Source organism: Nocardioides deserti, from assembly GCF_014266025.1.
Lineage (GTDB): Bacteria > Actinomycetota > Actinomycetes > Propionibacteriales > Nocardioidaceae > Nocardioides > Nocardioides deserti.
The window spans coordinates 1-23,493 of sequence record NZ_JACMYC010000015.1; the positions used below are offsets into that span (position 1 = coordinate 1).

Consider the following 23,493-nt stretch of genomic DNA (forward strand, 5'->3'; position numbering starts at 1 on the left):
ACCGCCGCGGCGTCGCTGGCCCAGCGCGCCGCCGGGCGGCGCGCGCCGCTGGTCACCACCGTGCATGGCCTGGCGGCCGAGGACTACCCGCGCGCCGCGCGTCTGCTCCGCGGCTGCGCCGACGTCGTCGTCGCGGTCTCCGACGACGTGGCCGACCGGCTGCGCGACGGCGGGCTGCCCGCGGACCGGCTCCGCGTCGTCGAGAACGCCGCGCCGGCGCTGCGCCTGCCCGGTCGGGCTGCGGCTCGCGCATCCCTCGGCCTGCCCGAGGACGCGCCGGTCGCGGTGAGCGTGGCCCGCCTCGTGCCGCCCAAGCGCCACGACCTGCTCGTCGACGCCTGGACGCGGCTGCCGCACCCGGGGGCGGGTGCGGGTGCGCCCCTGCTCCTCGTCGCCGGCGACGGGGCCGGCCGCGCCGACCTCGAGCGACGGGTCGCCGCCGCGGGCGTCTCCGACCGGGTCCGCCTCCTCGGCGACCGTCGCGACGTCGACCGGCTGCTCGCCGCCGCCGACCTGCTCGTGCTGGCCAGCGACCGTGAAGGGCTGCCGATGTCGGTGCTCGAGGCGATGACCGCCGGCGTGCCCGTGGCCGCGTCGGCCGTCGGCGGGCTCACGTCGCTGGCCGGCGCGGTCGAGCTGGTGACCGAGCCGACCGCGGACGCGTGGGCCGGGGCCGTCCACCGCCTGCTCGAGGACCCCGGACGCCGGGGCGACCTGGCCGCCGCGGCCGCCCTGCTCGTGGAGCAGCGGTTCTCCCCGGCGGCGATGACGGCGTCGTACGACGCGATCTACCGAGACGTGACCTGAGAACGACCGGCACCACCATGGGGGGAAACACAATGGAGCTGCACCAGATCGGCGGGGCGTTGTGGCGCCAACGCCTGCTCGTCCTGCTCGTGCTGGCGGTGACGGCGGCCGCCGTGGCCGTCGGCGTGGCGCTGGCACCGAAGACCTACCGGGCCACGGCGGTGCTCGCGGCGGCCGCGGACCCGGCGACGCTGGAGTCGCCCGACGACCTCGACGCACTGCGCGGCACGCTCGCGGAGCTCGCGAGCAGCCGCGAGCTGCTCACCGAGGTCCAGGGCACGCTCGACGTCGAGCGCCAGGTCAGCGACCTGCGGTCGGCGGTCGACGCGGAGTGGGTCGGCGGCACGATCCTCATCCAGGTCGTCGCCGAGGACTCCGACCCGCAGGTCGCCGCGGACCTCGCCAACCGGGTCGCGGTCACGCTGCCGTACTACGACCCGAGCACCGACGCGTTCCGGTTCACCCAGACCAACGAGGCGCAGCCGCCGCGCACCTACAGCAGCCCGAACCTGCTGCTCGCGATCGGCGGCGGTGCGGCGCTGGCGATCGTGCTGGCCGTCGTCGCCGCGGTCGCCCGCGACCGGCGCACCAGCACCGTCGACGACGGGTCCGCGCTCGAGGAGGCGACCGGCGCACCGCTGCTCGCGCACGTCGGGGTCCCGCGGGACCCGACGACGCTGCCGGCGCTCTACCCCGGCACGGCCGCGGCCGACGTCTTCCGGCAGCTGCGCATCGCCCTCGAGGCCGAGGCGGCCGGTGCCCCGGTCAGCCGGGTGGTGGTCGCCGGCGTGACACCGGGCGAGGTCAACGTGTGGGTCGGGGCCAACCTGGCGATCTCGCTGGCCAACGTCGGCCGGACCGTGCTGCTCGTCGACGGCCGGATCGGTCCGCGCCACGGCCGGCCGATCGCCGCGGAGCCGGACACCCCGGGCCTCTTCGACGTGCTCGCCGGGACCGAGCTGTCCCGCGCGGTCAGTCCCGGCCCGGTCGAGCTGCTGAGCGTCCTGCCCGCCGGTGACGCGGGCTCCGAGCCGTACGAGTCGATGCTCGAGACGGTGTTCGCCGACAAGATGGCCGAGGCGGAGGCGACGTACGACGTCGTCGTCGTGCTCGGGCCCGCCCTCGAGTCCTGCGACGACGCCCGGGTGATGGCCGCCCGCGGGGCGCTGCTCATGGTGGTGCCCGAGGGCCAGGTGTCCGCCGCCGCGCTCCGCGCCCACGCCGACCGGGTCCGCTCGGTCGGCGCCGGCCTGCTCGGCTCGGTGCTCGTGGGGCGCCGCGCCGAGCGGGTGCTCACCTAGGGGGCGGGCGTGCGCAGGCGACCGGGGCGCCCGGACGGCGGGATCCGCCGCCGGCTCCACGTGGCCCACGTGTCCGAGCCCGCGTCCGAGGGCGTGGCCGTGGTGCAGTACTCCTACATCCGCGAGCAGCTGCGGCGCGGCTGGCGGGTGACCGTCATCTGCCCGACCCACGGGTGGCTGGGCTACTCCGCGCGCGCCGCCGGCGCCGAGGTGCGCTGGTGGTCGGCGTCCCGCGGTCCGGGCCGCTCGGTGCTGGCCGAGACCGTCGAGCTGCGGCGCATCCTCGCCGAGGTCGACCCCGACGTCGTGCACCTGCACAGCGCCAAGGCCGGCCTGGCCGGCCGGCTCGCGGTGCGCGGCCGGCGGCCGACGATCTTCCAGCCGCACGCGTGGTCCTTCCTCGCCGTGGAGGGGTGGGTACGCCGTGCCTCGTTGCGGTGGGAGCAGCTCGCCGCGCGCTGGACGCACCGCCTCGTGTGCGTGGGCGAGGCCGAGCGGCTGGCCGGCGAGGAGGCCGGGATCGAGGTGCCGACGGTCGTGCTGCCCAACGGCGTGGACCTGCGAAGGCTGCAGCTGACGGAGCCGCACGAGCGGCTGGCCGCGCGGGCGGGGCTCGGGCTGCGCGACCTGCCGACTGCGGTCTGCGTGGGCCGGCTGGCGCGGCAGAAGGGGCAGGACGCGCTGCTCGACGCCTGGCCGTCGGTGCGGGAGCGGGTGCCGGACGCCCAGCTGGTGCTCGTCGGCGACGGGCCGGAGCGCTCGGCGCTCGAGCGGCGTGCCGCGGACCTCGACGGCGTGCTGCTGGTCGGCGCGCGCACCGACGTGCCGCTGTGGCTGGCCGCGGCCGACGTCGTCGTCGCCCCGTCGCGCTGGGAGGGGATGGCGCTCGCGCCGCTCGAGGCGATGGCCTGCGGCCGCAGCGTGGTCGCCACCGCCGTCCCCGGGATCGCCGAGGCCGTGCCCGCCGAGGCGGGCCAGCTGGTGCCGTCCGGCGACGTCGCCGCGCTGGCCGACGCCGTGGTCTACCGGCTCGAGGCGCCGCAGGAGGCAGGCGAGGAGGGCTGGGCCGGGCGGTCCCACGTGGAGGACCACCACGACGAGCTCAGCTCGGCGCGTCGGGTCCTCGACGTCTACCTGGCCGTGCTGCGGGAGCAGCGGGGCCGAGCCGCACGGCGCCGACCTCTCCCCGCGGTGCCCGGACGAGGACCGGGAGGGTCCGGCACAGGATCTTGACGTCGCTCCACAGCGACCAGTTCTCGATGTAGAAGTTGTCGACGCGGGTGCGCTCGGAGATCGAGGTGTCGCCCCGCAGGCGGTGCACCTGCGCCAGCCCGGTCAGCCCGGTCGGGACCCGGTGGCGGTCGGCGTACCGGCTCTCCGCCCGGCTGAACGTGTCGACGAAGTAGGGCCGCTCGGGCCGCGGACCGACCAGGCTCATGTCGCCCTTGAGCACGTTGACCAGCTGGGGCAGCTCGTCCAGGCTGGTGCGCCGCAGGAACCGGCCGACCGGGCCGACGCGCTCGTCGCCGTCGATGCTCCAGCGGGTGGCGCTCTCGGCCTCGTCGTCGGGCTTGAGCGAGCGCAGCTTGTACAGCGTGAACGGCCGGCCGCCGACGCCCACGCGCGTCTGCTTGAAGACCACCCCCGGGCCGGTCTCGATCCGCGACGCCAGCGCGCAGGCCGCGATGACCGGTGCGGCGAGCACCAGGCCGACCGAGGCGAAGCCCACGTCCAGCGCCCGCTTACCCCAGCGGGCGAGCGGGCGGTGGCCCCAGCGCCGCAGCCGCATCAGCGTGACGCCCTGGACGACCTCGGCGCCGCGGGTGCCGGTGGCGCCCATCAGCTCGTGGAAGCGGGGCACGACGAAGACCTGGTGGTCGCGCTCCACGCACCGGCGCACGACGGCGACGGTCTCGGCGTCGGGCGGCTCCGGGAACGCGAAGACCACGTCGTGCACGCCGAGGTCGGTCATCGCCCGCTCGAGCCGGTCGATGCCGCCGAGCGGCGGCACCGGCAGCCGTCGGGCGCTGGCGCCGCGCTCGACGATGCCGACCGGACGCAGGCCCAGGTGCGGCTGGTCGAGCAGCGTCGCCGCCAGCGCGGACCCGACCGGCTCGCCGCCGACGATGATGACCGGGTGCCCGGCGCGGCCCCGGCGGCGCAGCGCGTGGGTCGTGGCGTACGCCGCCGCGCGCAGCGCGACGAGCAGCAGCGCCAGGCTCGCGGCGAACGCCGGCACGACCGGCCAGGTCGGGTCACCGGTCACGCCGACCCGGGGAGCCGCGGCCACCAGCGCGAGCGTGCCGAGCCCCGCGGCGAGCAGCAGCCGGGGCAGGTCCTCCAGCGCGGAGAGCACCAGCCGCGGGCGGTAGAGGTCGGCGCTGTGGCAGGTCAGGAACACCGCGGCCGCGGCCGCGCCGACCGGCACGGCGCTGACGTCCACCGTGCCGAGCACCGGTGCCGCGGCCACCACGACCGCCAGCACGTCGAGGAGCACGAGGAGGGGTCGCTGGCTGCGCACCCACGGCAGCCGGTCGACGAACCGGTCGGTCAAGCGCATGCGACGAACCCCCCGGGCGAGCGTCTACCCCGTCGGACGGCCGGTCAACCCTCCGGCGGTCACCCCCCGACCTCTGGGCAGGGCTCGACGAGGTCCGACCGTCCGGCACGCCGGCCGCGGGGTGCAGGAGTCACCGGTTAACCGGTGACCCCTGCACATATCGGGGCAGATCTGCCCCGAGATGTGCAGGACTTCCGTGGGATGTCCGGCTCAGCCGCGGGCCGGGTGCGGCCTGCCGTCGCCGGGGGAGGCGTCGACGAGGTCGTGCTGCACGCCGTGCCGCAACCGCAGGCGCACGTCCTGCCGCTCGACCCGGGGCCGGGCAGGATGGAGCCGTGGCCGGCCGCGTCGAGGAGCTCCTGGACGCCTGGGGGCTCACCCCGGACGGCCCGCCCCTGCCGGCCCGCCGGGCGACCGTGCTGCCGGTCGTCGGCGAGCGGGGCCCGGCGGTGCTCAAGGTCGGCGTGGTCGAGGAGCGCACCGAGCACGAGGCGCTGGCGCTCCAGCGGTGGAGCGGCCACGGTGCGGTCCGGCTCCTGCGGGCCGACCCGCACCGCCGCGCGCTGCTGCTCGAGCGGCTGGCCGGGCCGGACGCCGCCGACCCGCGCGCCGGCCTGTGGGACGCCGCGGCCGGCGAGCTCGTCGGTGCGCAGCTCGCCGGCCTCCACGTCGACCCGCCGCCGCAGGTGCCCCGCCTGGCGGCGTACGTCGCCGAGCGGAGCGCCGCGCTCGCCGCCCTCCCGCGGGACGCGCCGCTGCCGCGCCGGCTGGTCGAGCAGGCCGTCGCGCTCGGGCGGGACCTGGTCGCCGACCCGGGGGAGGAGCGGCTCCTGCACACCGACCTCCACCCCGCCCACCTGGTCGCCGCCGGGCCGGAGGCACCGGAGGAGTGGCGCGCCGTGTCGCCCAAGCCGCTCGCCGGCGACCCGCACAGCGAGGTCGCGCCGCTGCTGTGGCACCAGTGGGACGACGTCGCCGGTGACGTGCGCGGGTCGCTGCGGCGCCGGTTCCACGCGGCGGTCGACGCAGCGCTGCTCGACGAGGACCGCGCCCGGGACTGGGTGGTCGTCCGCACCGTCCACCGCGCGCTCGCGACGCTCGGCGACCGGGAGCTCGTGACCCGCTGTGTCGCGGTGACCAAGGCGGTCCAGGACTGACGCCCGGACGACCGGATCGAGGCGAAGATGCGGTGCGGACGCCCCTCGCGGGACAGAATCTCCGCGTGTCCCAGCTCGTCTCCGTCAACGTCGGCACGCCCCGTGAGGCGGCCTGGGCCGGCATCGGCCGCACCAGCATCGACAAGGCGCCCGTCACGGGCCCGGTCGAGGTGGGCCGGTTCGGCCTCGCCGGCGACGAGGTGTCCGACACCCGGCACCACGGCGGCCCCGACCAGGCGGTCTACGCCTACGCGCGCGAGGACCTCGACCGGTGGGCGGTCGACCTGGGCCAGGAGGTCCGCGACGGCCAGTTCGCGGAGAACCTCACCACCCGCGGCGTCGAGGTGACCGAGGCCGAGGTGGGGGAGCGCTGGGAGGTCGGCTCGGTGCTGCTCGAGGTCGCCTACGTCCGCACCCCCTGCAACGACTTCAAGACGTGGATGGGTCGCTGCGGCTTCGACAACCGGGCCTGGGTGAAGCGGTTCACCCTCGACGGCGCGCCGGGCGCCTACCTCCGCGTGCTCGCCCCGGGCACGCTCGAGGCCGGCGACGAGGTGCGTGTCGTCCACAGCCCGGGGCACGGGGTGACGATCGGGACGATGTTCCGCGCGCTGCACACCGAGCCGGCGCTGCTGCCGCGGCTGCTGGAGGTCGACGGGCTGGCGGCCAAGGCCCGCCGCAAGGTCGAGCAGCACCTCGCGTCCCGCGGCTGACCCTCGCTGGACCAAGCGGTTCGGCCGACTCTTTGCCCGGAAGGGTCCGAAAGCGGTCTGAACCGGTTACCGACGAGTCGCAAGTGACGTAGGTTACGGACCATCAGTCCGCGACGGGAGGAGCGGGCCGTTTCGGCCTACCCTCCCTGCCGTCACCCAGGAGAGCCATGCCTGTCAACCACGACACCAGCTTCGTCGACCGCCTGCCCGCGAACGTCGCCGTGCAGTTCCTCGACCGGGTCGCCCAGTCGTCCGGCGCCGAGGCGTACCGCTTCCCGCGCGGCGAGGCGTGGGAGTCCGTCACCTGGGCGCAGGCCGGGGACCGCGTACGTCGCCTGGCCGCCGGTCTCCTGGCGCTGGGCCTGGAGTCCGAGCAGCGCGTGGGCATCGCCGCCGGCACCCGCTACGAGTGGATCCTCGCCGACCTCGCCGTGATGTGCGCGGGCGGCGCGACGACCACCGTCTACCCGACCACCAACGCCCCCGACGTGGCGTACATCCTCGGCGACGCCGAGTGCCGGGTCGTCTTCGCCGAGGACGACGAGCAGCTGGCCAAGCTCAAGGCGCACAAGAACGAGCTGCCGCACCTGATGAAGGTCGTGACCTTCGACGGCACCGCCGACGGCGACTGGGTCATCACCATGGACCACCTCGCCGAGCTCGGCGAGAAGCTCCTGGCCGACAAGCCCGACATCGTCGAGCAGACCGCGCGGGCGATCCCGCCGGACCAGCTCGCGACCCTGATCTACACCTCCGGCACCACCGGCAAGCCCAAGGGCGTGCGGCTCAAGCACAGCTCGTGGGTCTACGAGGGCGCGGCGATCCAGGCCCAGGACATCCTCCACGAGGACGACCTGCAGTTCCTGTGGCTGCCGATGGCCCACTCCTTCGGCAAGGTGCTGCTCTCCAGCCAGCTCGCGTGCGGCTTCGCCACCGCGATCGACGGCCGGATCGACAAGATCGTGGAGAACCTCGGCATCGTGAAGCCGACGTTCATGGGCGCCGCGCCCCGCATCTTCGAGAAGGCCCACGGCCGGATCGTCACGATGCAGGCCGCCGAGGGCGGCGCGAAGGAGAAGCTGTTCAAGAAGGCCTTCGAGGTCGGCATCCAGGTCGACCGGCTCAAGCGCGACGGCAAGAGCATCCCGCTGGGGCTCAAGCTGCAGCACGGCCTGTTCGACAAGCTGGTCTTCAGCAAGGTCCGCGACCGCTTCGGTGGTCGCGTCCGCTTCTTCATCTCCGGCTCGGCCGCGCTGAACCAGGAGATCGCCGAGTGGTTCAACGCCGCCGGCATCCTCATCCTCGAGGGCTACGGCATGACCGAGAACGCCGCCGGTGCCACGGTCAACCACCCCGAGGACTACAAGATGGGCACCGTCGGCCCCGCGCTGCCGGGCGCCCAGGTGCGCATCGGCGAGGGCGACGAGGTCCAGATCAAGGGCCCGCACGTCATGGAGGGCTACCACAACCTCCCCGAGGAGACCGCCAAGGCGTTCACCGAGGACGGCTGGCTGCGCACCGGCGACAAGGGCTCGCTCGACGCCGACGGGTTCCTCACCATCACCGGCCGGATCAAGGACCTGTTCAAGACCTCCGGCGGCAAGTACATCGCGCCCTCGGCCATCGAGTCGAAGTTCAAGGCGCTGTGCCCCTACACCAGCCAGTTCATGGTCTTCGGCAACGAGCGCAACTACTGCGTCGCGCTGATCACCCTCGACCCGGACGCGATGGCGACCTGGGCCGAGGAGAACGGCATGAGCGGGAAGTCCTACACCGAGGTCGTCTCCTCCCCGCAGGTCAAGGAGATGATGGCCGGGTACGTCGAGGAGCTCAACGGCCGCCTGAACCGCTGGGAGACCATCAAGAAGTGGGAGATCCTCGACCACGACCTCACCATCGAGTCGGGCGAGCTGACCCCCTCGATGAAGGTCAAGCGCAACGTCGTCGAGGACAACAACAAGGCCCGGATCGACGCGCTCTACGCCTCCTGAGGCACGCTGGGTCCTGAGCCCAGGACCACCAGAGGTGGCCACCCCCGGTTGACGCGTTCGAACGCGTGTTCGATACTGGGGCGTGGCCACCTCTTCCTCTGCTGTGACATCGGCGGGGTCCGTGGCGGGGACCTCGGCAGCAGCCGAGATCGAGCGCCTGCGCGAGCGCATGCAGCGGATGACCGACGGGGTCCCGCGGCGTCCGTTGCCGACGCACCCGGCGCTCGGCGGGGTGGTGCAGCTGCGCACCGGCGGCAGCTACGAGGTCGACAGCACCTCCCTCGCGCTGGCCCTCATGGCCGGCCCGTCGCAGGCCGGTGAGTGGTGCGCGGTCGTCGGCGTGCCCGACTTCGGCGCCGAGGCGGCCGCGGCGGCCGGCGTCGACCTGACCCGCACCGTGCTGGTCCCCGATCCCGGCGAGCAGTGGCTCGAGGTCACCGCCGCGCTCGTCGACGTCACCCCGCTGGTCGTGCTGCGCCCGCCGCCGCGGGTGGGGGAGCACGTGGCGGAGAAGCTCGGAGCGCGGCTGCGCAAGCGCGGCGGCGTGCTGGTCGCGCTCGGGGCCTGGCCGCGCTGCGAGGTCCGGCTCACCACCGCCGAGCCGCGGTGGACCGGGGTCGGCCTCGGCCACGGCCACCTGCGCAGCCGCCAGGTGGTCGTCGAGGCGCGCCGCGGCTCGGCGCCTCCGCGGCGCGCGACGCTGTGGTTCCCCGGCGCGCCCGCCGAGGCCGACCGGCACGAGGTCCCGCTCGCCGTTCCCGCCCAGCTCCCTGCCCATCTCCCCGCCGTGGTCGCGGCGAGCTGATGCGCGCCCTCGTCGTGTGGTGCCCGGACTGGCCGGTGGTCGCCGCCCTGGCCGAGGAGACCCTCCCGCCGAAGCAGCCGGCCGCGGTGTTCTCGGCCAACGTCGTGCAGGCGGTCAACGGTCCCGCCCGCGACTTCGGCGTACGCCGTGGCATGCGGCGGCGCGACGCCCAGGCGCGCTGCCCCGAGATCGCCGTCCTCGCCGCGAACCCCGACCGGGACGCCCGCGCCTTCGAGGACGTCCTGGCGGTGCTCGAGCAGCTGCGGCCCGGGATCGCGCCGCTGCGGCCGGGCCTGGTGGCGCTGCGCTCGCCCGGCCGGTTCTACGGCGGGGAGGCCGAGGCCGCGGCCGTCGTGGCCGAGCGGCTGGTGCAGCACGGCGTGTGGGACTGCCGGGTCGGGATCGCCGACGAGCTGTTCACCGCCGAGCAGGCCGCCCGCCGCGCGCAGCCGCAGGACAGCGTGGTGGTGCCGGCGGGGGGGTCGGTGCCGTTCCTGCGCGACCTGCCGGTCGAGGTGCTCGAGGACCCCGAGACGGTCGGGCTGCTCAAGCGGCTCGGCCTGCGGTCGCTGGGCCAGCTCGGCGACCTGCGTGCGGGCGACGTGCTCGCGCGGTTCGGCCGGCAGGTGGCCTGGGTGCACCGGGTGGTCTCGGGGCAGGGCGAGCGGCTGCTCGCCGAGCGCACGCCGCCGCCGGACCTGGAGGTCCACGTCGACTTCGAGCCGCCGCTGGACTCCGCGGAGACCATATGCTTCAGCGCCCGGCGCACCGCCGACGCCTTCGTCGAGCGGCTGGCCCGCCAGGGCCTGGTGTGCACCGAGCTGCTCGTGCAGGCCGAGGCCGACGGGGTCGTGGCCTCCTCGCGGCGGTGGCTGCACCCGCGCTGGTTCGCCGCGGCCGACGTCGTCGACCGGCTGCACTGGCAGCTGCAGGGCAGCCTCCGGGCCGGGGAGGTGCGGGCGCCGGTCGAGCGGGTGCGGTTCGTCCCGGAGACGGTCGTGCCGGACTCCGTGCACGCCGACGGGCTGTGGGGTGGCACCGACGAGCGGGTCCAGCGCGGGATCGCGCGGGTGCAGGGGATGCTCGGCCACGAGGCGGTCCTGGTGCCGGTGCTCCAGGGCGGACGGGCGCCGGCGGACCGGCAGGCGATGGTGCCGTGGGGCGAGCGGCCGACCGGGCTGCGGCCCACCGGGCTGCCGCGGCCGGGGAGCATCCCGCCGCCGGCGCCGGCGCGGGTGCTGGCCGACCCGTGGCCGGCGGCGCTGGTCGAGCCGGGCGGGCGGCCGGTCGTGGTCGACGAGCGCGGCGCCGTGCGCGGGGAGCCGGCGCGGTTCCGCCCCAGTGCCGACGAGCCGTGGCAGCCGGTCGCGGCGTGGACCGGCCCGTGGCCGGTCGAGGAGCTGTGGTGGGAGGGCACCCCGCGGCGGGTGGCCCGCTTCCAGGTGGTCGGGGTCGACGGACGGGCCTGGCTGATGACGTACGACCAGGCCGCCGCGGAGTCGGTGTGGTGGACCGAGGCCGGCTATGACTGAGCCGGCCATGGAACGGGGCGACTGATGGGCTGGAACAACCCCGCCATGCCGTGGGCCGAGCTTGAGCGTCGGCTCTCCGGTCGCCCCGACCTGTCCTCGGAGGCGCCGATCTCGCGGCGCAAGCGCCGGCCCAAGCAGACCGACGTGGCCGCGCCGGACGGCCCCGTGGTGCCCTACGCCGAGCTGCACTGCCACTCCAGCTACAGCTTCCTCGACGGCGCGAGCTCCCCGGACCAGCTGGTGCTCGAGGCGATCCGGCTGGGGCTGGACAGCCTGGCGATCACCGACCACGACGGCTTCCACGGGGCGCCGCTGTTCGCGGAGACCGCCCAGGTCAACGCCGCGCCGTCGGGGCGCTCGGGGCTGCGCACGGCGTACGGCGCCGAGCTCTCCCTCGACCTCGGCCGCTCCCAGCAGGGCGTCGCCGACCCCGAGGGCACCCACCTGCTGGTGCTGGCACGCGGGGTGGAGGGCTACCACCGGCTGGCCGCGGCGATCACCGACGCGCACCTGCGCGGGCAGGAGAAGGGCCGACCCGTCTACGACCTCGCCGAGCTGGCCGAGCGCGGGGAGGGCCACTGGCTGGTGCTGACCGGCTGCCGCAAGGGCGCGGTCCGCTCGGCGCTCCGGGCCGACGGTCCCGCCGGAGCGGCGCGGGAGCTGGGCCGGCTGGTCGAGCTGTTCGGGCGCGACGCGGTGGCCGTGGAGCTGGTCGACCACGGCTACCCGACCGACTCCGGCGACAACGACCTGCTCTTCGCGCTGGCCGCCGAGCAGGGGCTGCCGGCCGTCGCGACCAACAACGTCCACCACGCCCGGCCCGGCGACCACCGGCTGGCCGCGGCGATGGCGGCGATCCGGGCCCGGCGGAGCCTGGCGGAGATGGACGGCTGGCTGCCGGCGAGCGGCGCGGCCTGCCTGCGGTCGGGGGAGGAGATGGCGCGCCGGTTCGCCCGCTACCCCGGTGCGGTGGCCCGCTCGGTGGAGCTGGCCGACCAGGTCGTCTTCGACCTGCAGAAGGCGACCCCGCGGCTGCCCAAGGACGGCATCCCCGAGGGGCACACGCCGATCAGCTGGCTGAAGGTGCTGACCTGGCGCGGCTTCGAGCAGCGCTACTACGGCACCGACCTCGAGGCCGAGGCGCGGGCCAAGATCCTCCACGAGCTGGAGGTCATCGAGCGCAAGGACTTCGCCGGCTACTTCGTCATCGTCCACGACATCGTCGCCTTCGCCCGCTCCCGCGGGATCCTCTGCCAGGGCCGCGGCTCGGCGGCCAGCTCGGTGGTCTGCCACGCGCTGGGCATCACCGCGATCGACCCGGTCTTCTACCGGCTGCCCTTCGAGCGGTTCATCTCCGAGCACCGCGACGAGGAGCCCGACATCGACGTGGACTTCGACTCCGACCGCCGCGAGGAGGTCATCCAGTGGGTCTACGAGCGCTACGGCCGCCACAACGCCGCGCAGGTCGCCAACGTCATCAGCTACCGGCCGAAGATGGCGGTCCGCGACGCGGCGAAGGCGCTCGGCTTCTCGCCGGGGCAGCAGGACGCGTGGTCGAAGTCGATCTCGAGCTGGACCAAGGTCGAGCCCGACGGGGACACCGGCGACGCCGAGGTGCCCGAGCAGGTCGTCGCGCTGGCCAACCAGCTGCTCTCCGCGCCGCGCCACCTCGGCATCCACTCCGGCGGGATGGTGCTCACCGAGCGGCCCATCGGCGAGGTCTGCCCGATCGAGCACGCCCGGATGGAGGGGCGCACGGTCCTGCAGTGGGACAAGGACGGCTGCGAGTTCATGGGCCTGGTCAAGTTCGACCTGCTCGGCCTCGGGATGCTCTCCGCGCTGGACCACATGATCCGCATCGTCGGGGAGCACCTCGGCGACCGCTGGGAGCTGGCGACGATCCCCAAGGAGGAGCCGGCGGTCTACGACATGCTCTGCCGGGCCGACTCGATCGGCGTCTTCCAGGTCGAGAGCCGCGCCCAGATCGGCACCCTCCCGCGGCTCCAGCCGCGGTGCTTCTACGACCTGGCCATCGAGATCGCGCTGATCCGCCCCGGCCCCATCCAGGGCGGCGCGGTCCACCCCTACGTCCGCCGCGCCACCGGTCGCGACCCGGTCGACTACCCCCACCCCGAGCTCGTCCCGGTGCTCGAGCGGACCCTGGGCGTGCCGCTGTTCCAGGAGCAGCTGATGGACATGGCCAAGACCATCGGCGACTGCACCCCCGACGAGGCCGACCTGCTGCGCCGGGCGATGGGCTCCAAGCGCGGCATCGAGCGGATCGAGAGCATCAAGCACAAGCTGTACGCCGGAATGGAGCGCCGCGGGATCCTCGGCGACGACGCGGACGCGATCTACGTCAAGATCCTGTCCTTCGCGAACTTCGGGTTCGCCGAGAGCCACGCGCTGTCCTTCGCCAAGCTCGTCTACGCCAGCTCGTGGTTCAAGCTGCACTATCCCGGCGCGTTCCTCGCCGGGCTGCTGCGCGCCCAGCCGATGGGCTTCTACTCCGCGCAGTCGCTGGTCGGCGACGCCCGCCGCCACGGCGTCTCGGTGCTCAAGCCGGACCTCCACCGCTCCGGCGCGCAGGCCGACCTCGAGCCGCTGACCCCCGACGCGCGGGTCTCCGGGATGGACTCCTGCCTGCTCGACCACCCGGGCAAGACGTTCTTCGTCCAGGGCACCCCCGACCCCACCCCGCAGCACCGCCGCGACACGGCGTACGCCGTCCGGCTGGGGCTGGACTCCGTCCGCGGCATCGGGCCGGAGGTGGCCGCGCGGATCGTCGCGGCGCGCGCCGAGCGGTCGTTCGCCGACCAGGTCGACCTGTCCCGGCGTGCCGGTCTCGACGCCCGCCAGCTCGAGGCGCTGGCGACCGCCGGGGTCTTCGACAGCAGCGGGTTGACCCGCCGCCAGGCGCTGTGGAACGCGGGCTGGACCGAGCGGGAGGACCAGCTCGAGGGCGTCCGGGTCTCCGGCGACGCGCCGATGCTGCCGGACATGGACGCCGTCGAGACGACGATGGCCGACCTGTGGGCCACCGGGGTGACGACCGACAGCCACCCCTTCGGGCACCTGCGCGAGCAGCTGCGCCGGGCCGGCGTCCGGTCGGTCGCGGACCTCGCCACGACCGAGGCGAACCGGCGGATCAGCGTCGCCGGCCTGGTCACCCACCGGCAGCGCCCCGGCACCGCCGGCGGGGTCACCTTCCTCAACCTCGAGGACGAGACCGGCATGCTCAACGTCATCTGCACCGTCGGCGTCTGGCGCCGGCACCGCAAGGCCGCCGCCGGCTCCTCGGCGGTCGTCATCCGCGGCATGCTCGAGCGCGAGGACGGCGTCACCAACCTGGTGGCCGACAAGATCTCCTCCCTCGAGGAGCTCCACCCCGAGGCCGGCCGGGCGCTGCGCGAGAAGCACCGCTCCCGCGACTTCCGGTGAGCGGGGCCACGCCGCCGCCGAACGTGCCCGACCCGGTCCGCGGTGGGAGGATGAGGCAGTGCCTTCCGTCCTCCCCACCGGCGACCCGGTGCCCGAGGACGGCAGGCTCCCCGAGGAGTCGCTCGCGCGGCTGGGGGAGCGGCCGTTCGGCTTCTACGTCCACGTGCCGTTCTGCACGGTCCGCTGCGGCTACTGTGACTTCAACACCTACACCGCCGAGGAGCTGACCCGCGACGGGCACACGGTGTCCCGCACCTCCTACGCCGCCTCCGCGGTCGCGGAGGTACGCCGCGCACGGCGCGTGCTCGGCGACCGGGACCTGCCGGTGGAGACCGTCTTCCTCGGCGGCGGCACCCCGACCCTGCTGGGCCCCGAGGACCTCGGGTCGGTGCTCGCCGCGATCGACGAGGAGTTCGGGCTGGTCCCGGGGGCCGAGGTGACCACCGAGGCCAACCCCGACAGCGTGGACCTGCGCTACCTCGACGGCCTGCGCGCCGCCGGCTTCACCCGCGTCTCGGTCGGCATGCAGTCCGCGGTGCCGCACGTGCTGCGCGTCCTCGACCGGACCCACGACCCGCTGCGCGTGCCGGCGGTCGTCGAGTGGGCCCGCGCCGCCGGCTTCGACCAGGTCAGCCTCGACCTCATCTACGGCACGCCGGGGGAGTCGCTCGCCGACTGGGCGACGTCGCTCGACGCCGCGCTGGCGGCCGGCCCCGACCACGTGTCGGCGTACGCGCTCATCGTCGAGGAGGGCACCGCCCTGGCCCGGCAGGTCCGCCGCGGCGAGGTGCCGATGCCCGACGACGACGACCTGGCCGACAAGTACCTCCTCGCCGACGAGCAGATGACCGCCGCCGGGCTGGGGTGGTACGAGGTGTCCAACTGGAGCCGCGACCGCGCCGCCCGCTGCCGGCACAACGAGCTCTACTGGACCGGCGCGGACTGGTGGGGCGTCGGCCCCGGCGCGCACTCCCACGTCGGCGGCACCCGCTGGTGGAACGTCAAGCACCCCGCGGCGTACGCCGACCGGCTCGCCGCCGGGCGCAGCCCCGCCCACGCCCGCGAGGTCCTCACCGCCGAGGACCGGCGCGTCGAGCGGGTGCTGCTCGAGCTGCGGCTCGCCGACGGGCTCGACCGCGCCGTGCTCGACGAGGTCGGGAACGCAGCAGTCCCCGGCCTGGTCGACCGGGGACTGCTGGAGGAGCGTGCGGGCCCGCTGGTGCTCACCCGCGACGGCCGGCTGCTCGCCGACGCCGTGGTGCGCGACCTGCTGGGCTGAACGACTCGGCCCGAGCTGCTGGGGGTGAGCCTCAGCTGACCATCCGGATGGTCAGCGGGTAGCGGTAGAGCTCGCCGTTGCTGGCCTTGACCGAGCCGACGATCGTGAAGACGAGCCAGATCAGGCCCACGATCGGCAGCAGCAGGAAGCCGATGAGCACGAAAGCCAGCACGAACGCGACGATGCCGTAGATGAGGATCGAGAGCTGGAAGTTCAGCGACTCGACCGCCTGCGCCCGGACGTAGCCGGACTGGTTGCCCTTGATCAGCATCACCAGCAGAGGGCCGAGGAACGCCAGCGCGACGAACGCGCCGATCAGCGCCGACCAGTGCGCGGCGCCGCCCCAGGTGCGCTCGTCGGGGTCGGCCGGACCGCCGCCGTGGTGGGGCTGGAACGGTGGCTGGCCGGGCGGCTGCTGGCCGTAGCCGTAGGGCTGCTGGCCCGACGGCTGCTGGCCGTACGGCTGCTGGCCGTACGGGTCCTGGGGTCCGGACGGCGGCGGACCGTAGGGGTCGCTCACGGCTGCTCCTCGGTGACGAAGTCGATCAGTTCCTCGACCCTACCGAGAAGTGCCGGTTCCAGGTCGCCGAAGGACTGGACCTTCCCAAGGATGTGCTTCCAGGCCCGGGCGATGTCGGCCTGGTCGCGGTGCGGCCAGCCCAGCTGCTGGCACACGCCCTTCTTCCACTCGAGGTGCCGCGGGACGTCCGGCCACCGCTGGAGCCCGAGCCGGGCGGGCTTGACCGCGGCCCAGACGTCGATGAAGGGGTGGCCGACGATGAGCACGTGCTGCCCGACCGGCGAGCGGCGCACGGCGTCGGCGATCCGGCTCTCCTTCGAGCCCTTGACGAGGTGGTCGACGAGGACGCCGACGCGGCGGTGTGGGCCGGGGCGGAAGTCGCGCAGGTGCTCGGAGAGGTCGTCGATGCCGTCGAGGTACTCCACGACCACGCCCTCGATCCGCAGGTCGTCGCCCCAGACCTTCTCGACGAGCTCCGCGTCGTGCCGTCCCTCCACGAAGATCCGGCTCGCGCGCGCCACCCGCGCCTTCGCGTCGTGGACGGCGACCGAGCCGGACGCGGTGCGGGTGGGCTTGGCCGGCGCCGTCCGCCGGACCGGCGCGGTGAGGAGCACCGGCTTGCCCTCCAGCAGGAAGCCGGCGCCGAGCGGGAACGTGCGCCGGCGGTTGCGGCGATCCTCGAGGGTGACGGTGTGCAGGTCGCGGTCGACGGCGACGATCTCGCCGACCCAGTCGGTCGTGACCTCCTCGACGACCGCGCCGAGCTCGGCGGGCGCCTCGACGGCCCGGCCGCGCTTGGGCGCACGCCAATCGGTGGAGAGGACGTCGGATCCGTAGCGGTCGGTCACGCCTCCGACGCTAGGCGCGGGCGCCGACGGTCCGGCGCACGGCGCGCCGGGGTCAGCCGCCCTGTGACGTGCTCGACCCGTCCGGTGGCTGCGCCGCGCCGTCCGTTGCCTCGGCGTCCTGCTCCTGGTCGGTGTGCTTGCCCTCCTCCAGCAGGTCGCCGGCGGTCTCGCCGGGCTCCAGGCCCTCGGCGAGCGGGTTGTCCTCGCCGGGTTGGAGGTCCTCGGGCAGTTGCTCGTCGCCGATGCCGGTCGCGTCCTGGCCGGCGTCCTCAGGGGTCGCTTCGCTCATGGCAGGCCCGTACCCGGCTCAGATGAGTGGCAAGCGGCGCTGGCTGCGGGGCAGCTGGGCGTAGGCCCGCTCGACCGCGGTGCGCAGGTGCTCGCGCGGCCACGGCCACTCCGCGGCGTCCAGCGCGTCGGCCACGGGCACGCCGCGGGAGGCGAGGTCGCGGGCGGTCTCGGCGACCACGCCGATCTGGTTGCGCTGCTCCTCGACGAAGTCCCGGTCGACCACGGGGCCGTGCCCGGGGACGACGACCGAGGCGGAGGTGGTCAGCCCGAGCACGATGTCGAGGCTGAGCGGCCAGTCCATCGGCCACGAGTCGTCGCCGAACGACGGCGGCGCCGAGGACTCGACCAGGTCGCCGGCGACCAGGACGTCGGCGTCCGGCACACGAAGGACCAGGTCGCCCGCGGTGTGGGCGCGCCCGGGGTGGACCAGCTCGAGGGCGCGGTCGCCGAGGTCCAGCACGCGGGCCGAGGAGAAGGTCTGGTCGGGCACCACGACCGGGGTGGCGAGGACCTCGTCGTGGTGCGGGTCGGCCGGCTCCCCGGCGTACTCCTGGCGGGCGGCCTCGGCCCCGCGCTCCAGCTCGGCCGCCGTCTCCTCGTGCGCGTGGATGGCCACCCCGGGCCAGCCCTCGCGGAAGGCCCCGTTGCCGAGGGTGTGGTCGAGGTGCCAGTGGGTGTTGACGACGGCGACGACCTCGCCGGCGCCGAGGGCGCGTACGTCGTCCGCCAGCGCGCGTCCCGCGACGGTCGAGGCGTGGGTGTCGACCACCACGAGCCCCCGCTCCCCACCCACGACGGTGGTGGTCACGTCGTACCAGGGGCGGCGGGTCACCCAGACCCGGTCGGCGATCTCGGTGAACGTCACCCGGCCGAGACTAGGCCGGGACCCCGTCAGCACATGCCGTGGTGCAGCTGGCGGCGCAGCATGTCGCCGAGCTCGGCGGGCGTGCGGGCCGCCCGTGGGAAGCGCAGGACGGTGCGGTCCGCCCCGTGCGTCCCGACCCACTGCACCTCGACGCCGTCGACGCGGAGGTCGGCCAGCGCGACGCCGAGGACCTCGGCCAGCGGGGTGCCCGTCGTCGTCGCGACCGCGCGCCGCAGCTCTTTCTGGTGGTAGTCGTTGGCGTGCTCGACCGAGCGCTGGAGGTAGCCGCGGTTGAGCTGGTGCTGCGACGCCCGGAAGCGCGCCAGGTCGACCGGCACCTGCTCGGTCGCCGACGCGCCGACACGGCCCAGCGCCACGCGATCCGGCTCGAGCGCCACGACGTCGCGCGGGTCGCCGCAGCACGCGCAGCTCTCGCGGCCGCGCACGACGAGCCGCCCGGCGATGCTCACCGTGGCCTCGCGGTCCGCCGAGCCCGGCCGGCCGAGCCCGCTGGTGACGGTGAGCACGGCGGCGCGCCCCTCCGCCGCGGCGACCGCGAGCTCGGAGCCGAGCGGGGTGGAGAAGGTCGGCTCGCCGCCGCACTCCAGCATGACGGTGCCCTCGGCGTCCGGCCCGTCGAGGACGCCCGGCGCCCCGTCGACCGCCATCTGCACGTCGGCCGGGCAGGAGAGCACCGCGCGCGCCGCGGCCGCCGACCGGTGCGGGTCGTGGCGGGTGGTGCTGCTCGGGACGACGGTCATGCGGGGCTCCTCGGTGCGCTCGTCAGGCAGTCGATCTCGCTATTAGGTGAGCCTAACCTACGTCCCACACTGGCCGCCGGCGCACGGCCGTCTCGGTCGCCGAGATCGGGCCGACGGCCCGGGTCGCGCTACAGTTGGCACTCAGTAGTGACGAGTGCCAGATGGTGGGAGGCGACGTGCAGGAGGACCGCAGGCTCGCCGTGCTGCGGGCCATCGTCGAGGACTACGTGGCGACCGAGGAGCCGGTCGGCTCCAAGGCGCTCGTCGAGCGGCACGGCCTCGGCGTCTCGCCGGCCACGGTCCGCAACGACATGGCCGTGCTGGAGGACGAGGGCTACATCACCCAGCCGCACACCAGCGCCGGCCGGGTGCCCACCGACAAGGGCTACCGGCTCTTCGTCGACCGGCTCAGCACCGTCAAGCCGATGACCGGCGCGGAGAAGCGCGCGATCTCCTCGTTCCTGGACGGCGCCGTCGACCTCGACGACGTCGTCACCCGCTCGGTCCGCCTGCTCTCGCAGCTGACCCGCCAGGTCGCGGTCGTGCAGTACCCCACGCTCTCGCGCTCCACGGTCCGCCACGTCGAGCTCGTCGCGCTCAGCCCGACCCGGCTGCTCGCCGTGCTGATCCTCAGCACCGGCCGGGTCGAGCAGCGCCTCGTCGAGCTGCCGGCGGAGCTGTCCGAGGACGCCCTCGCCGACCTGCGGTCCCAGGTCCTCCAGGCCGCGACCGGCCAGGTCATCGCCGATGCCGTGCGCCGACTGCGCGAGGCCGTGCCGGAGTCCCCGGGCCCCGGGCCCGACCGCGACGATGGCGTGACCCGCGCCGTGGTCGAGACCCTCGCCGACGCGATGGAGGACCACCGCTCCGACGAGCGGATCGCGGTCGGCGGTGCGGCGAACCTCGCCCGCTACGGCGACTCCTTCGACTCCGCCGTCCGCCCGCTGCTCGAGGCGCTCGAGGAGCACGTCGTGCTGCTCAAGCTGCTCGGCGAGGCGACCGTCGGCGGCACAGTCACGGTGCGGATCGGGGCCGAGGGGCCCTACGAGGAGCTCGCCTCCACCAGCGTTGTCGCCACCGGCTACGGCCCGCGCGACGAGGCGCTGGCCACGCTGGGCATCGTCGGGCCCACGCGCATGGACTACCCCGGGACGATGTCCGCGGTGCGCGCCGTCGCCCGCTACGTCTCCCGGATCCTCGACGAGGGCTGACCGGCCCTCGCCACGCCGTACCTCTCCACCCGAACCACCTCCCGATCTCGTAAGGAACACAGGTGAGCCAGGACCTCTACGACCTGCTCGGAGTCGACCGCGACGCGGACGACACCGCGATCAAGAAGGCCTACCGGCGGCTCGCGCGGCAGTACCACCCCGACGTCAACCCCGAGCCGGAGGCGCAGGACAAGTTCAAGGAGATCTCCCGCGCCTACGAGGTGCTCTCGGACCCGCAGAAGCGCTCGGCGTACGACCGTGGCGGCGACCCGTTCGGCGGCGCCGGCGGCGGTTTCGGCCAGGGGCCCGGGTTCTCGTTCACCGACATCATGGACGCCTTCTTCGGCGGCCAGGCGGGCGGCGCCGGCGGTGGTCGCGGGCCGCGCCCGCGGGTGCGTCGCGGCCAGGACGCGCTGATCCGGCTCGACGTCGACCTCGCGGAGGCCGCCTTCGGCGTCACCCGCGAGCTCAAGGTCGACACGGCCGTGCTGTGCACGACCTGCCACGGCGACGGTGCCGCGCCCGGCAGCCACCCGGTGCCGTGCGAGACCTGCCGCGGCCAGGGCGAGGTCGCCCACGTGCAGCGCTCGTTCCTCGGCGAGATCCGCACGCTGCGCCCCTGCGCGGCCTGCCGCGGCTTCGGCACGATCATCCCCGAGCCGTGCCGCGAGTGCTCCGGCGACGGCCGCGTCCGCTCTCGCCGCACGCTCACTGTCAAGATCCCGGCCGGCGTCGACACCGGCACCCGCGTCCAGCTCGCCGAGCAGGGCGAGGTCGGCCCGGGCGGCGGCCCCGCCGGTGACCTGTACGTCGAGATCCAGGTCGCCCCGCACCCCGTCTTCACCCGCCACGGCAATGACCTGCACTGCACGGTCACCGTGCCGATGACCGCCGCCGCGCTCGGCACGTCGCTGACGCTGCCGACCCTCGAGGCGGACGTCGAGCAGGGCGCGGACTCCGGCGTCGAGACCGAGTTCAGCCTGGAGATCCCCGCCGGCACCCAGTCCGGCACCGAGCAGGTGCTCCGCGGCCGCGGCGTGCCCGGCCTGCGCGGCGGTCGCGGCGACCTGGTCGTCAGCGTCGCCGTCGAGACCCCGCAGCGGCTCGACCCCCGCCAGGAGGAGCTGCTGCGCGAGCTGGCGGCGATCCGCGGCGAGGAGACGCCCTCGGGCCAGGTCAAGCCGGGCTCGAAGTCGTTCTTCGGCCGGCTGCGCGACGCGTTCGACGGCCACTGACAGGCGCTCCTGCGATGTCGCTGCCGGTCCACCTCGTCCCCGCGCTCGACGGGGTCGCCGTCGGGTCCGCCGTGACCGTCGAGGGCGACGAGGCGCACCACGCCGTCGCCGTCCGCCGGCTGCGGGTGGGGGAGAGCGTCGTCCTCACCGACGGGGCCGGCACCTCGGTCACCGCCGAGGTCACCTCGACCGGGAAGCGGGTCTTCACCGCGGTCGCCGCCGACGTACGCCGCGTGGCGGCGCCGTCGCCGGCGTTCGTCGTCGTCCAGGCGTTGCCCAAGGGCGACCGGGGCGAGCTGGCCGTCGAGGTGCTGACCGAGGTCGGGGTCGCGCGGGTCGTGCCGTGGGCCGCGTCGCGGTCGGTGGCGGTCTGGAAGGGCGAGCGGGCCGCGAAGTCGCTGGGCAAGTGGCGCGCGACCGCGCGCGAGGCGGCCAAGCAGGCGCGGCGCTCGTGGTTCCCCGAGGTCGACGAGCTCGCCTCGACCGCCGACGTCGTGGCGCTGCTGTCGTCCGCCCCGCTGGGCGTGGTCCTGCACGAGGAGGCGTCGGTGCCGCTCGCGTCGCTGGACGTTCCCTCGGATGGTCCGGTCGTGGTCGTCGTCGGCCCCGAAGGCGGGCTGACCGGGGAGGAGGTCGCGGCGTTCACCGCGGCCGGTGCCTCCGCGGTGCGGCTGGGCGCCGAGGTGCTGCGCACCTCGACCGCCGGCGTCGCCGCCGTGTCCGCGCTCCTCGCGCGGACCCAGCGCTGGGGCTGAGCCCGGCGCCCGCTACTCGACCGTGATGGTCTTGCTGTCCTCGGTCGGGCCGAAGCCCTCGCCGCCGGACGGGTCGTCGGTCATGGCCACGAACGTGTAGGTGCCGGGCTCCAGCCCGGACACGTCGACCTCGCTCGCCCAGGGGTAGAGCTTGTCCATCCAGCCCTCGGCGGTCGCGAACCCGTCGACGACGACCTTCCCGCCGCTGTCACGCACCTCCCACGGCACGGTCGCCTCGAACGACGACGCCACGCCCGCGGCCGTGAACGAGTCGGCCACGGTCGCACCCTCCTCGGGGCCGCTCACGCTGACCAGGGCGAGCACCTCGAGCGGTGCCGCCGCGGTGAGGTCTCCCTCGAGGCCGAACAGCGGCGCCGGCGTACCGCTGCTGTCGACCACGCGCACGGGCAGCCGCTCCTGCGCGACGCCCTGGAGGGTGTAGACGAGCTGCTGGGCGGCCAGCCGGGCGCCGTTGGCGGACAGGTCGCCGCGCTCGGTCCAGGCCTCGTCGGCCAGGGTGGCGACGATCGCGTCGTCCTGCGCCTCGACGGAGGCGAAGGTGCCCCCGGGCCACAGTGACCGGTAGTCGGGGTCGAGCGCGTCGCCCGTGGTCAGCAGCTCGGCGGCGGCGGTGAAGGGGTCCCCGTCGACGCGACGGAACTCGCGGTAGAGCCGCACGCCCTGCGGCGTCTCGCCGGCGAAGTAGACCGGCACCGTCGTCTCGCCACCCTCGTCCGGCGAGCCGGTAGCGGAGGGGTCGGCCGGGTCCGGCTCGTCGCTGGAGGTGCTGTCGGCGGTCGGTGAGCTCGTGCTGCCGGCCGGCGTCGGGTCCTCGGCCGAGGTGTCGTCCTCACCGCACCCGGCCAGGGTCAGCGCGAGGGTGGAGGCGGTCAGCAGGGCGGAGATCCGCAGGCGAGCGTCCATGGTGCCCATCCTCCCGGTTCGGGGTGCCGATGCCGGTGAGACGCGCGCGGGACGGCGCTAGGTTGCGTGCATGAGCGATCCGGACTGCCTGTTCTGCAAGATCGTCGCCGAGGAGGTGCCGGCCGAGGTCGTGCACGTCACCGAGCGGACCGTCGCCTTCCGGGACATCAACCCGCAGGCGCCCACGCACGTGCTGGTCGTGCCGCGGGACCACTACGCGAACGCCGCCGCGCTCGCTGCAGGCGACCCCGTCGCGTCCGCGGAGCTGGTGACGGCCGCCGCGGCGATCGCCACGGCCGAGGGCCACGAGGACTACCGCCTGGTCTTCAACACCGGCGCCGGCGTCGGCCAGACGGTCTTCCACACGCACCTGCACGTGCTCGCCGGGCGGTCGATGACCTGGCCCCCGGGCTGATCCCGAGCGCCGGACGTACCGACGCTGTCCCGGGCCCCCCCGTCCCCGCGGGGCCTCGCGTCCTCGTCCCCACTTCGGTACG

20 protein-coding genes and 1 pseudogene are annotated in these 23,493 nt (G+C 74.8%); 14 read left to right on the top strand and 7 right to left on the bottom strand.

Annotation, left to right across the window (positions count from 1 at the left end; translation table 11 throughout):
- The 3 genes from H7344_RS17050 to H7344_RS17060 form a co-directional block, all read left to right on the top strand.
- A partial coding sequence (locus tag H7344_RS17050) for a glycosyltransferase (RefSeq protein WP_186347204.1) occupies positions 1–807 on the top strand: 807 nt, incomplete at its 5' end.
- A gap of 32 nt (positions 808–839) precedes the next feature.
- On the top strand, positions 840–2,108 hold the full coding sequence (locus tag H7344_RS17055; protein ID WP_186347205.1) for a Wzz/FepE/Etk N-terminal domain-containing protein: 1,269 nt from the start codon (positions 840–842) through the stop codon (positions 2,106–2,108).
- Between the two features lie 9 nt (positions 2,109–2,117).
- Entirely contained in the window at positions 2,118–3,341 is a 1,224-nt protein-coding gene (locus tag H7344_RS17060; RefSeq protein WP_222130808.1) for a glycosyltransferase, read from the top strand.
- Between the two features lie 22 nt (positions 3,342–3,363).
- Here H7344_RS17060 and H7344_RS20880 read toward each other — a convergent pair.
- A pseudogene (locus tag H7344_RS20880) lies at positions 3,364–4,668 on the bottom strand (exopolysaccharide biosynthesis polyprenyl glycosylphosphotransferase); the annotation flags it as partial.
- Positions 4,669–5,003: 335 nt separating this feature from the next.
- Here H7344_RS20880 and H7344_RS17065 point away from each other — a divergent pair.
- The 7 genes from H7344_RS17065 to hemW all read left to right on the top strand — a co-directional run bounded on the left by H7344_RS17065 (position 5,004) and on the right by hemW (position 15,586).
- Positions 5,004–5,825, top strand: coding sequence for an aminoglycoside phosphotransferase family protein (locus tag H7344_RS17065; protein WP_186347206.1), 822 nt, complete (start codon positions 5,004–5,006; stop codon positions 5,823–5,825).
- A gap of 65 nt (positions 5,826–5,890) precedes the next feature.
- On the top strand, positions 5,891–6,538 hold the full coding sequence (locus H7344_RS17070) for an MOSC domain-containing protein (protein ID WP_186347207.1): 648 nt from the start codon (positions 5,891–5,893) through the stop codon (positions 6,536–6,538).
- Between the two features lie 167 nt (positions 6,539–6,705).
- Positions 6,706–8,529 (top strand): AMP-dependent synthetase/ligase, encoded by a 1,824-nt coding sequence (locus H7344_RS17075; RefSeq protein ID WP_186347208.1) that lies wholly within the window; start codon positions 6,706–6,708, stop codon positions 8,527–8,529.
- A gap of 121 nt (positions 8,530–8,650) precedes the next feature.
- Positions 8,651–9,334, top strand: coding sequence for a hypothetical protein (locus H7344_RS17080; RefSeq protein ID WP_186347209.1), 684 nt, complete (start codon positions 8,651–8,653; stop codon positions 9,332–9,334).
- Entirely contained in the window at positions 9,334–10,866 is a 1,533-nt protein-coding gene (locus H7344_RS17085) for a DNA polymerase Y family protein (protein WP_186347210.1), read from the top strand. The genes H7344_RS17080 and H7344_RS17085 overlap by 1 nt, the downstream gene beginning before the upstream one ends.
- Positions 10,867–10,890: 24 nt before the next feature.
- Entirely contained in the window at positions 10,891–14,307 is a 3,417-nt protein-coding gene (locus tag H7344_RS17090) for an error-prone DNA polymerase (protein ID WP_186347211.1), read from the top strand.
- 58 nt (positions 14,308–14,365) lie between these two features.
- Positions 14,366–15,586, top strand: a complete 1,221-nt coding sequence (hemW, locus tag H7344_RS17095; RefSeq protein ID WP_186347212.1) for a radical SAM family heme chaperone HemW — start codon at positions 14,366–14,368, stop codon at positions 15,584–15,586.
- Positions 15,587–15,617: 31 nt separating this feature from the next.
- Here hemW and H7344_RS21295 read toward each other — a convergent pair whose 3' ends face one another.
- Genes H7344_RS21295 through H7344_RS17120 form a run of 5 tightly spaced genes read right to left on the bottom strand, consistent with a single transcriptional unit; the run spans position 15,618 to position 18,871 of the window.
- Positions 15,618–16,106 carry a DUF4870 domain-containing protein gene (locus H7344_RS21295; RefSeq protein WP_229707203.1) on the bottom strand — a complete coding sequence of 163 codons (489 nt, stop codon included), beginning with the start codon at positions 16,104–16,106 and terminating at the stop codon, positions 15,618–15,620.
- Positions 16,103–16,954 (bottom strand): DUF3097 domain-containing protein, encoded by an 852-nt coding sequence (locus H7344_RS17105; RefSeq protein ID WP_186347213.1) that lies wholly within the window; start codon positions 16,952–16,954, stop codon positions 16,103–16,105. Before H7344_RS17105 ends, H7344_RS21295 begins: the two co-directional genes overlap by 4 nt.
- A 52-nt stretch (positions 16,955–17,006) precedes the next feature.
- Complete coding sequence (locus tag H7344_RS17110) at positions 17,007–17,243, bottom strand: hypothetical protein (RefSeq protein WP_186347214.1); 237 nt, start codon at positions 17,241–17,243, stop codon at positions 17,007–17,009.
- A gap of 18 nt (positions 17,244–17,261) precedes the next feature.
- Positions 17,262–18,110: an MBL fold metallo-hydrolase gene (locus H7344_RS17115; protein WP_186347215.1), complete on the bottom strand. Its 849-nt coding sequence runs from the start codon at positions 18,108–18,110 to the stop codon at positions 17,262–17,264.
- Between the two features lie 26 nt (positions 18,111–18,136).
- Complete coding sequence (locus H7344_RS17120; RefSeq protein ID WP_186347216.1) at positions 18,137–18,871, bottom strand: hypothetical protein; 735 nt, start codon at positions 18,869–18,871, stop codon at positions 18,137–18,139.
- A 176-nt stretch (positions 18,872–19,047) separates the two neighbouring features.
- Here H7344_RS17120 and hrcA point away from each other — a divergent pair, with 176 nt between their 5' ends.
- The 3 genes from hrcA to H7344_RS17135 all read left to right on the top strand — a co-directional run bounded on the left by hrcA (position 19,048) and on the right by H7344_RS17135 (position 22,072).
- The gene (hrcA, locus tag H7344_RS17125) at positions 19,048–20,082 is read left to right on the top strand and encodes a heat-inducible transcriptional repressor HrcA (protein ID WP_186347261.1); all 1,035 of its coding nucleotides are present in this window, start codon (positions 19,048–19,050) and stop codon (positions 20,080–20,082) included.
- A 62-nt stretch (positions 20,083–20,144) separates the two neighbouring features.
- The gene (gene dnaJ, locus H7344_RS17130) at positions 20,145–21,317 is read left to right on the top strand and encodes a molecular chaperone DnaJ (protein ID WP_186347217.1); all 1,173 of its coding nucleotides are present in this window, start codon (positions 20,145–20,147) and stop codon (positions 21,315–21,317) included.
- Between the two features lie 14 nt (positions 21,318–21,331).
- Positions 21,332–22,072: a 16S rRNA (uracil(1498)-N(3))-methyltransferase gene (locus tag H7344_RS17135; protein ID WP_186347218.1), complete on the top strand. Its 741-nt coding sequence runs from the start codon at positions 21,332–21,334 to the stop codon at positions 22,070–22,072.
- A gap of 12 nt (positions 22,073–22,084) precedes the next feature.
- On the opposite strand, the gene H7344_RS17140 is transcribed toward H7344_RS17135, so the two are convergent.
- Complete coding sequence (locus H7344_RS17140; RefSeq protein ID WP_186347219.1) at positions 22,085–22,996, bottom strand: Gmad2 immunoglobulin-like domain-containing protein; 912 nt, start codon at positions 22,994–22,996, stop codon at positions 22,085–22,087.
- Between the two features lie 70 nt (positions 22,997–23,066).
- Here H7344_RS17140 and H7344_RS17145 point away from each other — a divergent pair, with 70 nt between their 5' ends.
- The gene (locus tag H7344_RS17145; protein ID WP_186347220.1) at positions 23,067–23,411 is read left to right on the top strand and encodes an HIT domain-containing protein; all 345 of its coding nucleotides are present in this window, start codon (positions 23,067–23,069) and stop codon (positions 23,409–23,411) included.
- Positions 23,412–23,493: the final 82 nt, after the last annotated feature.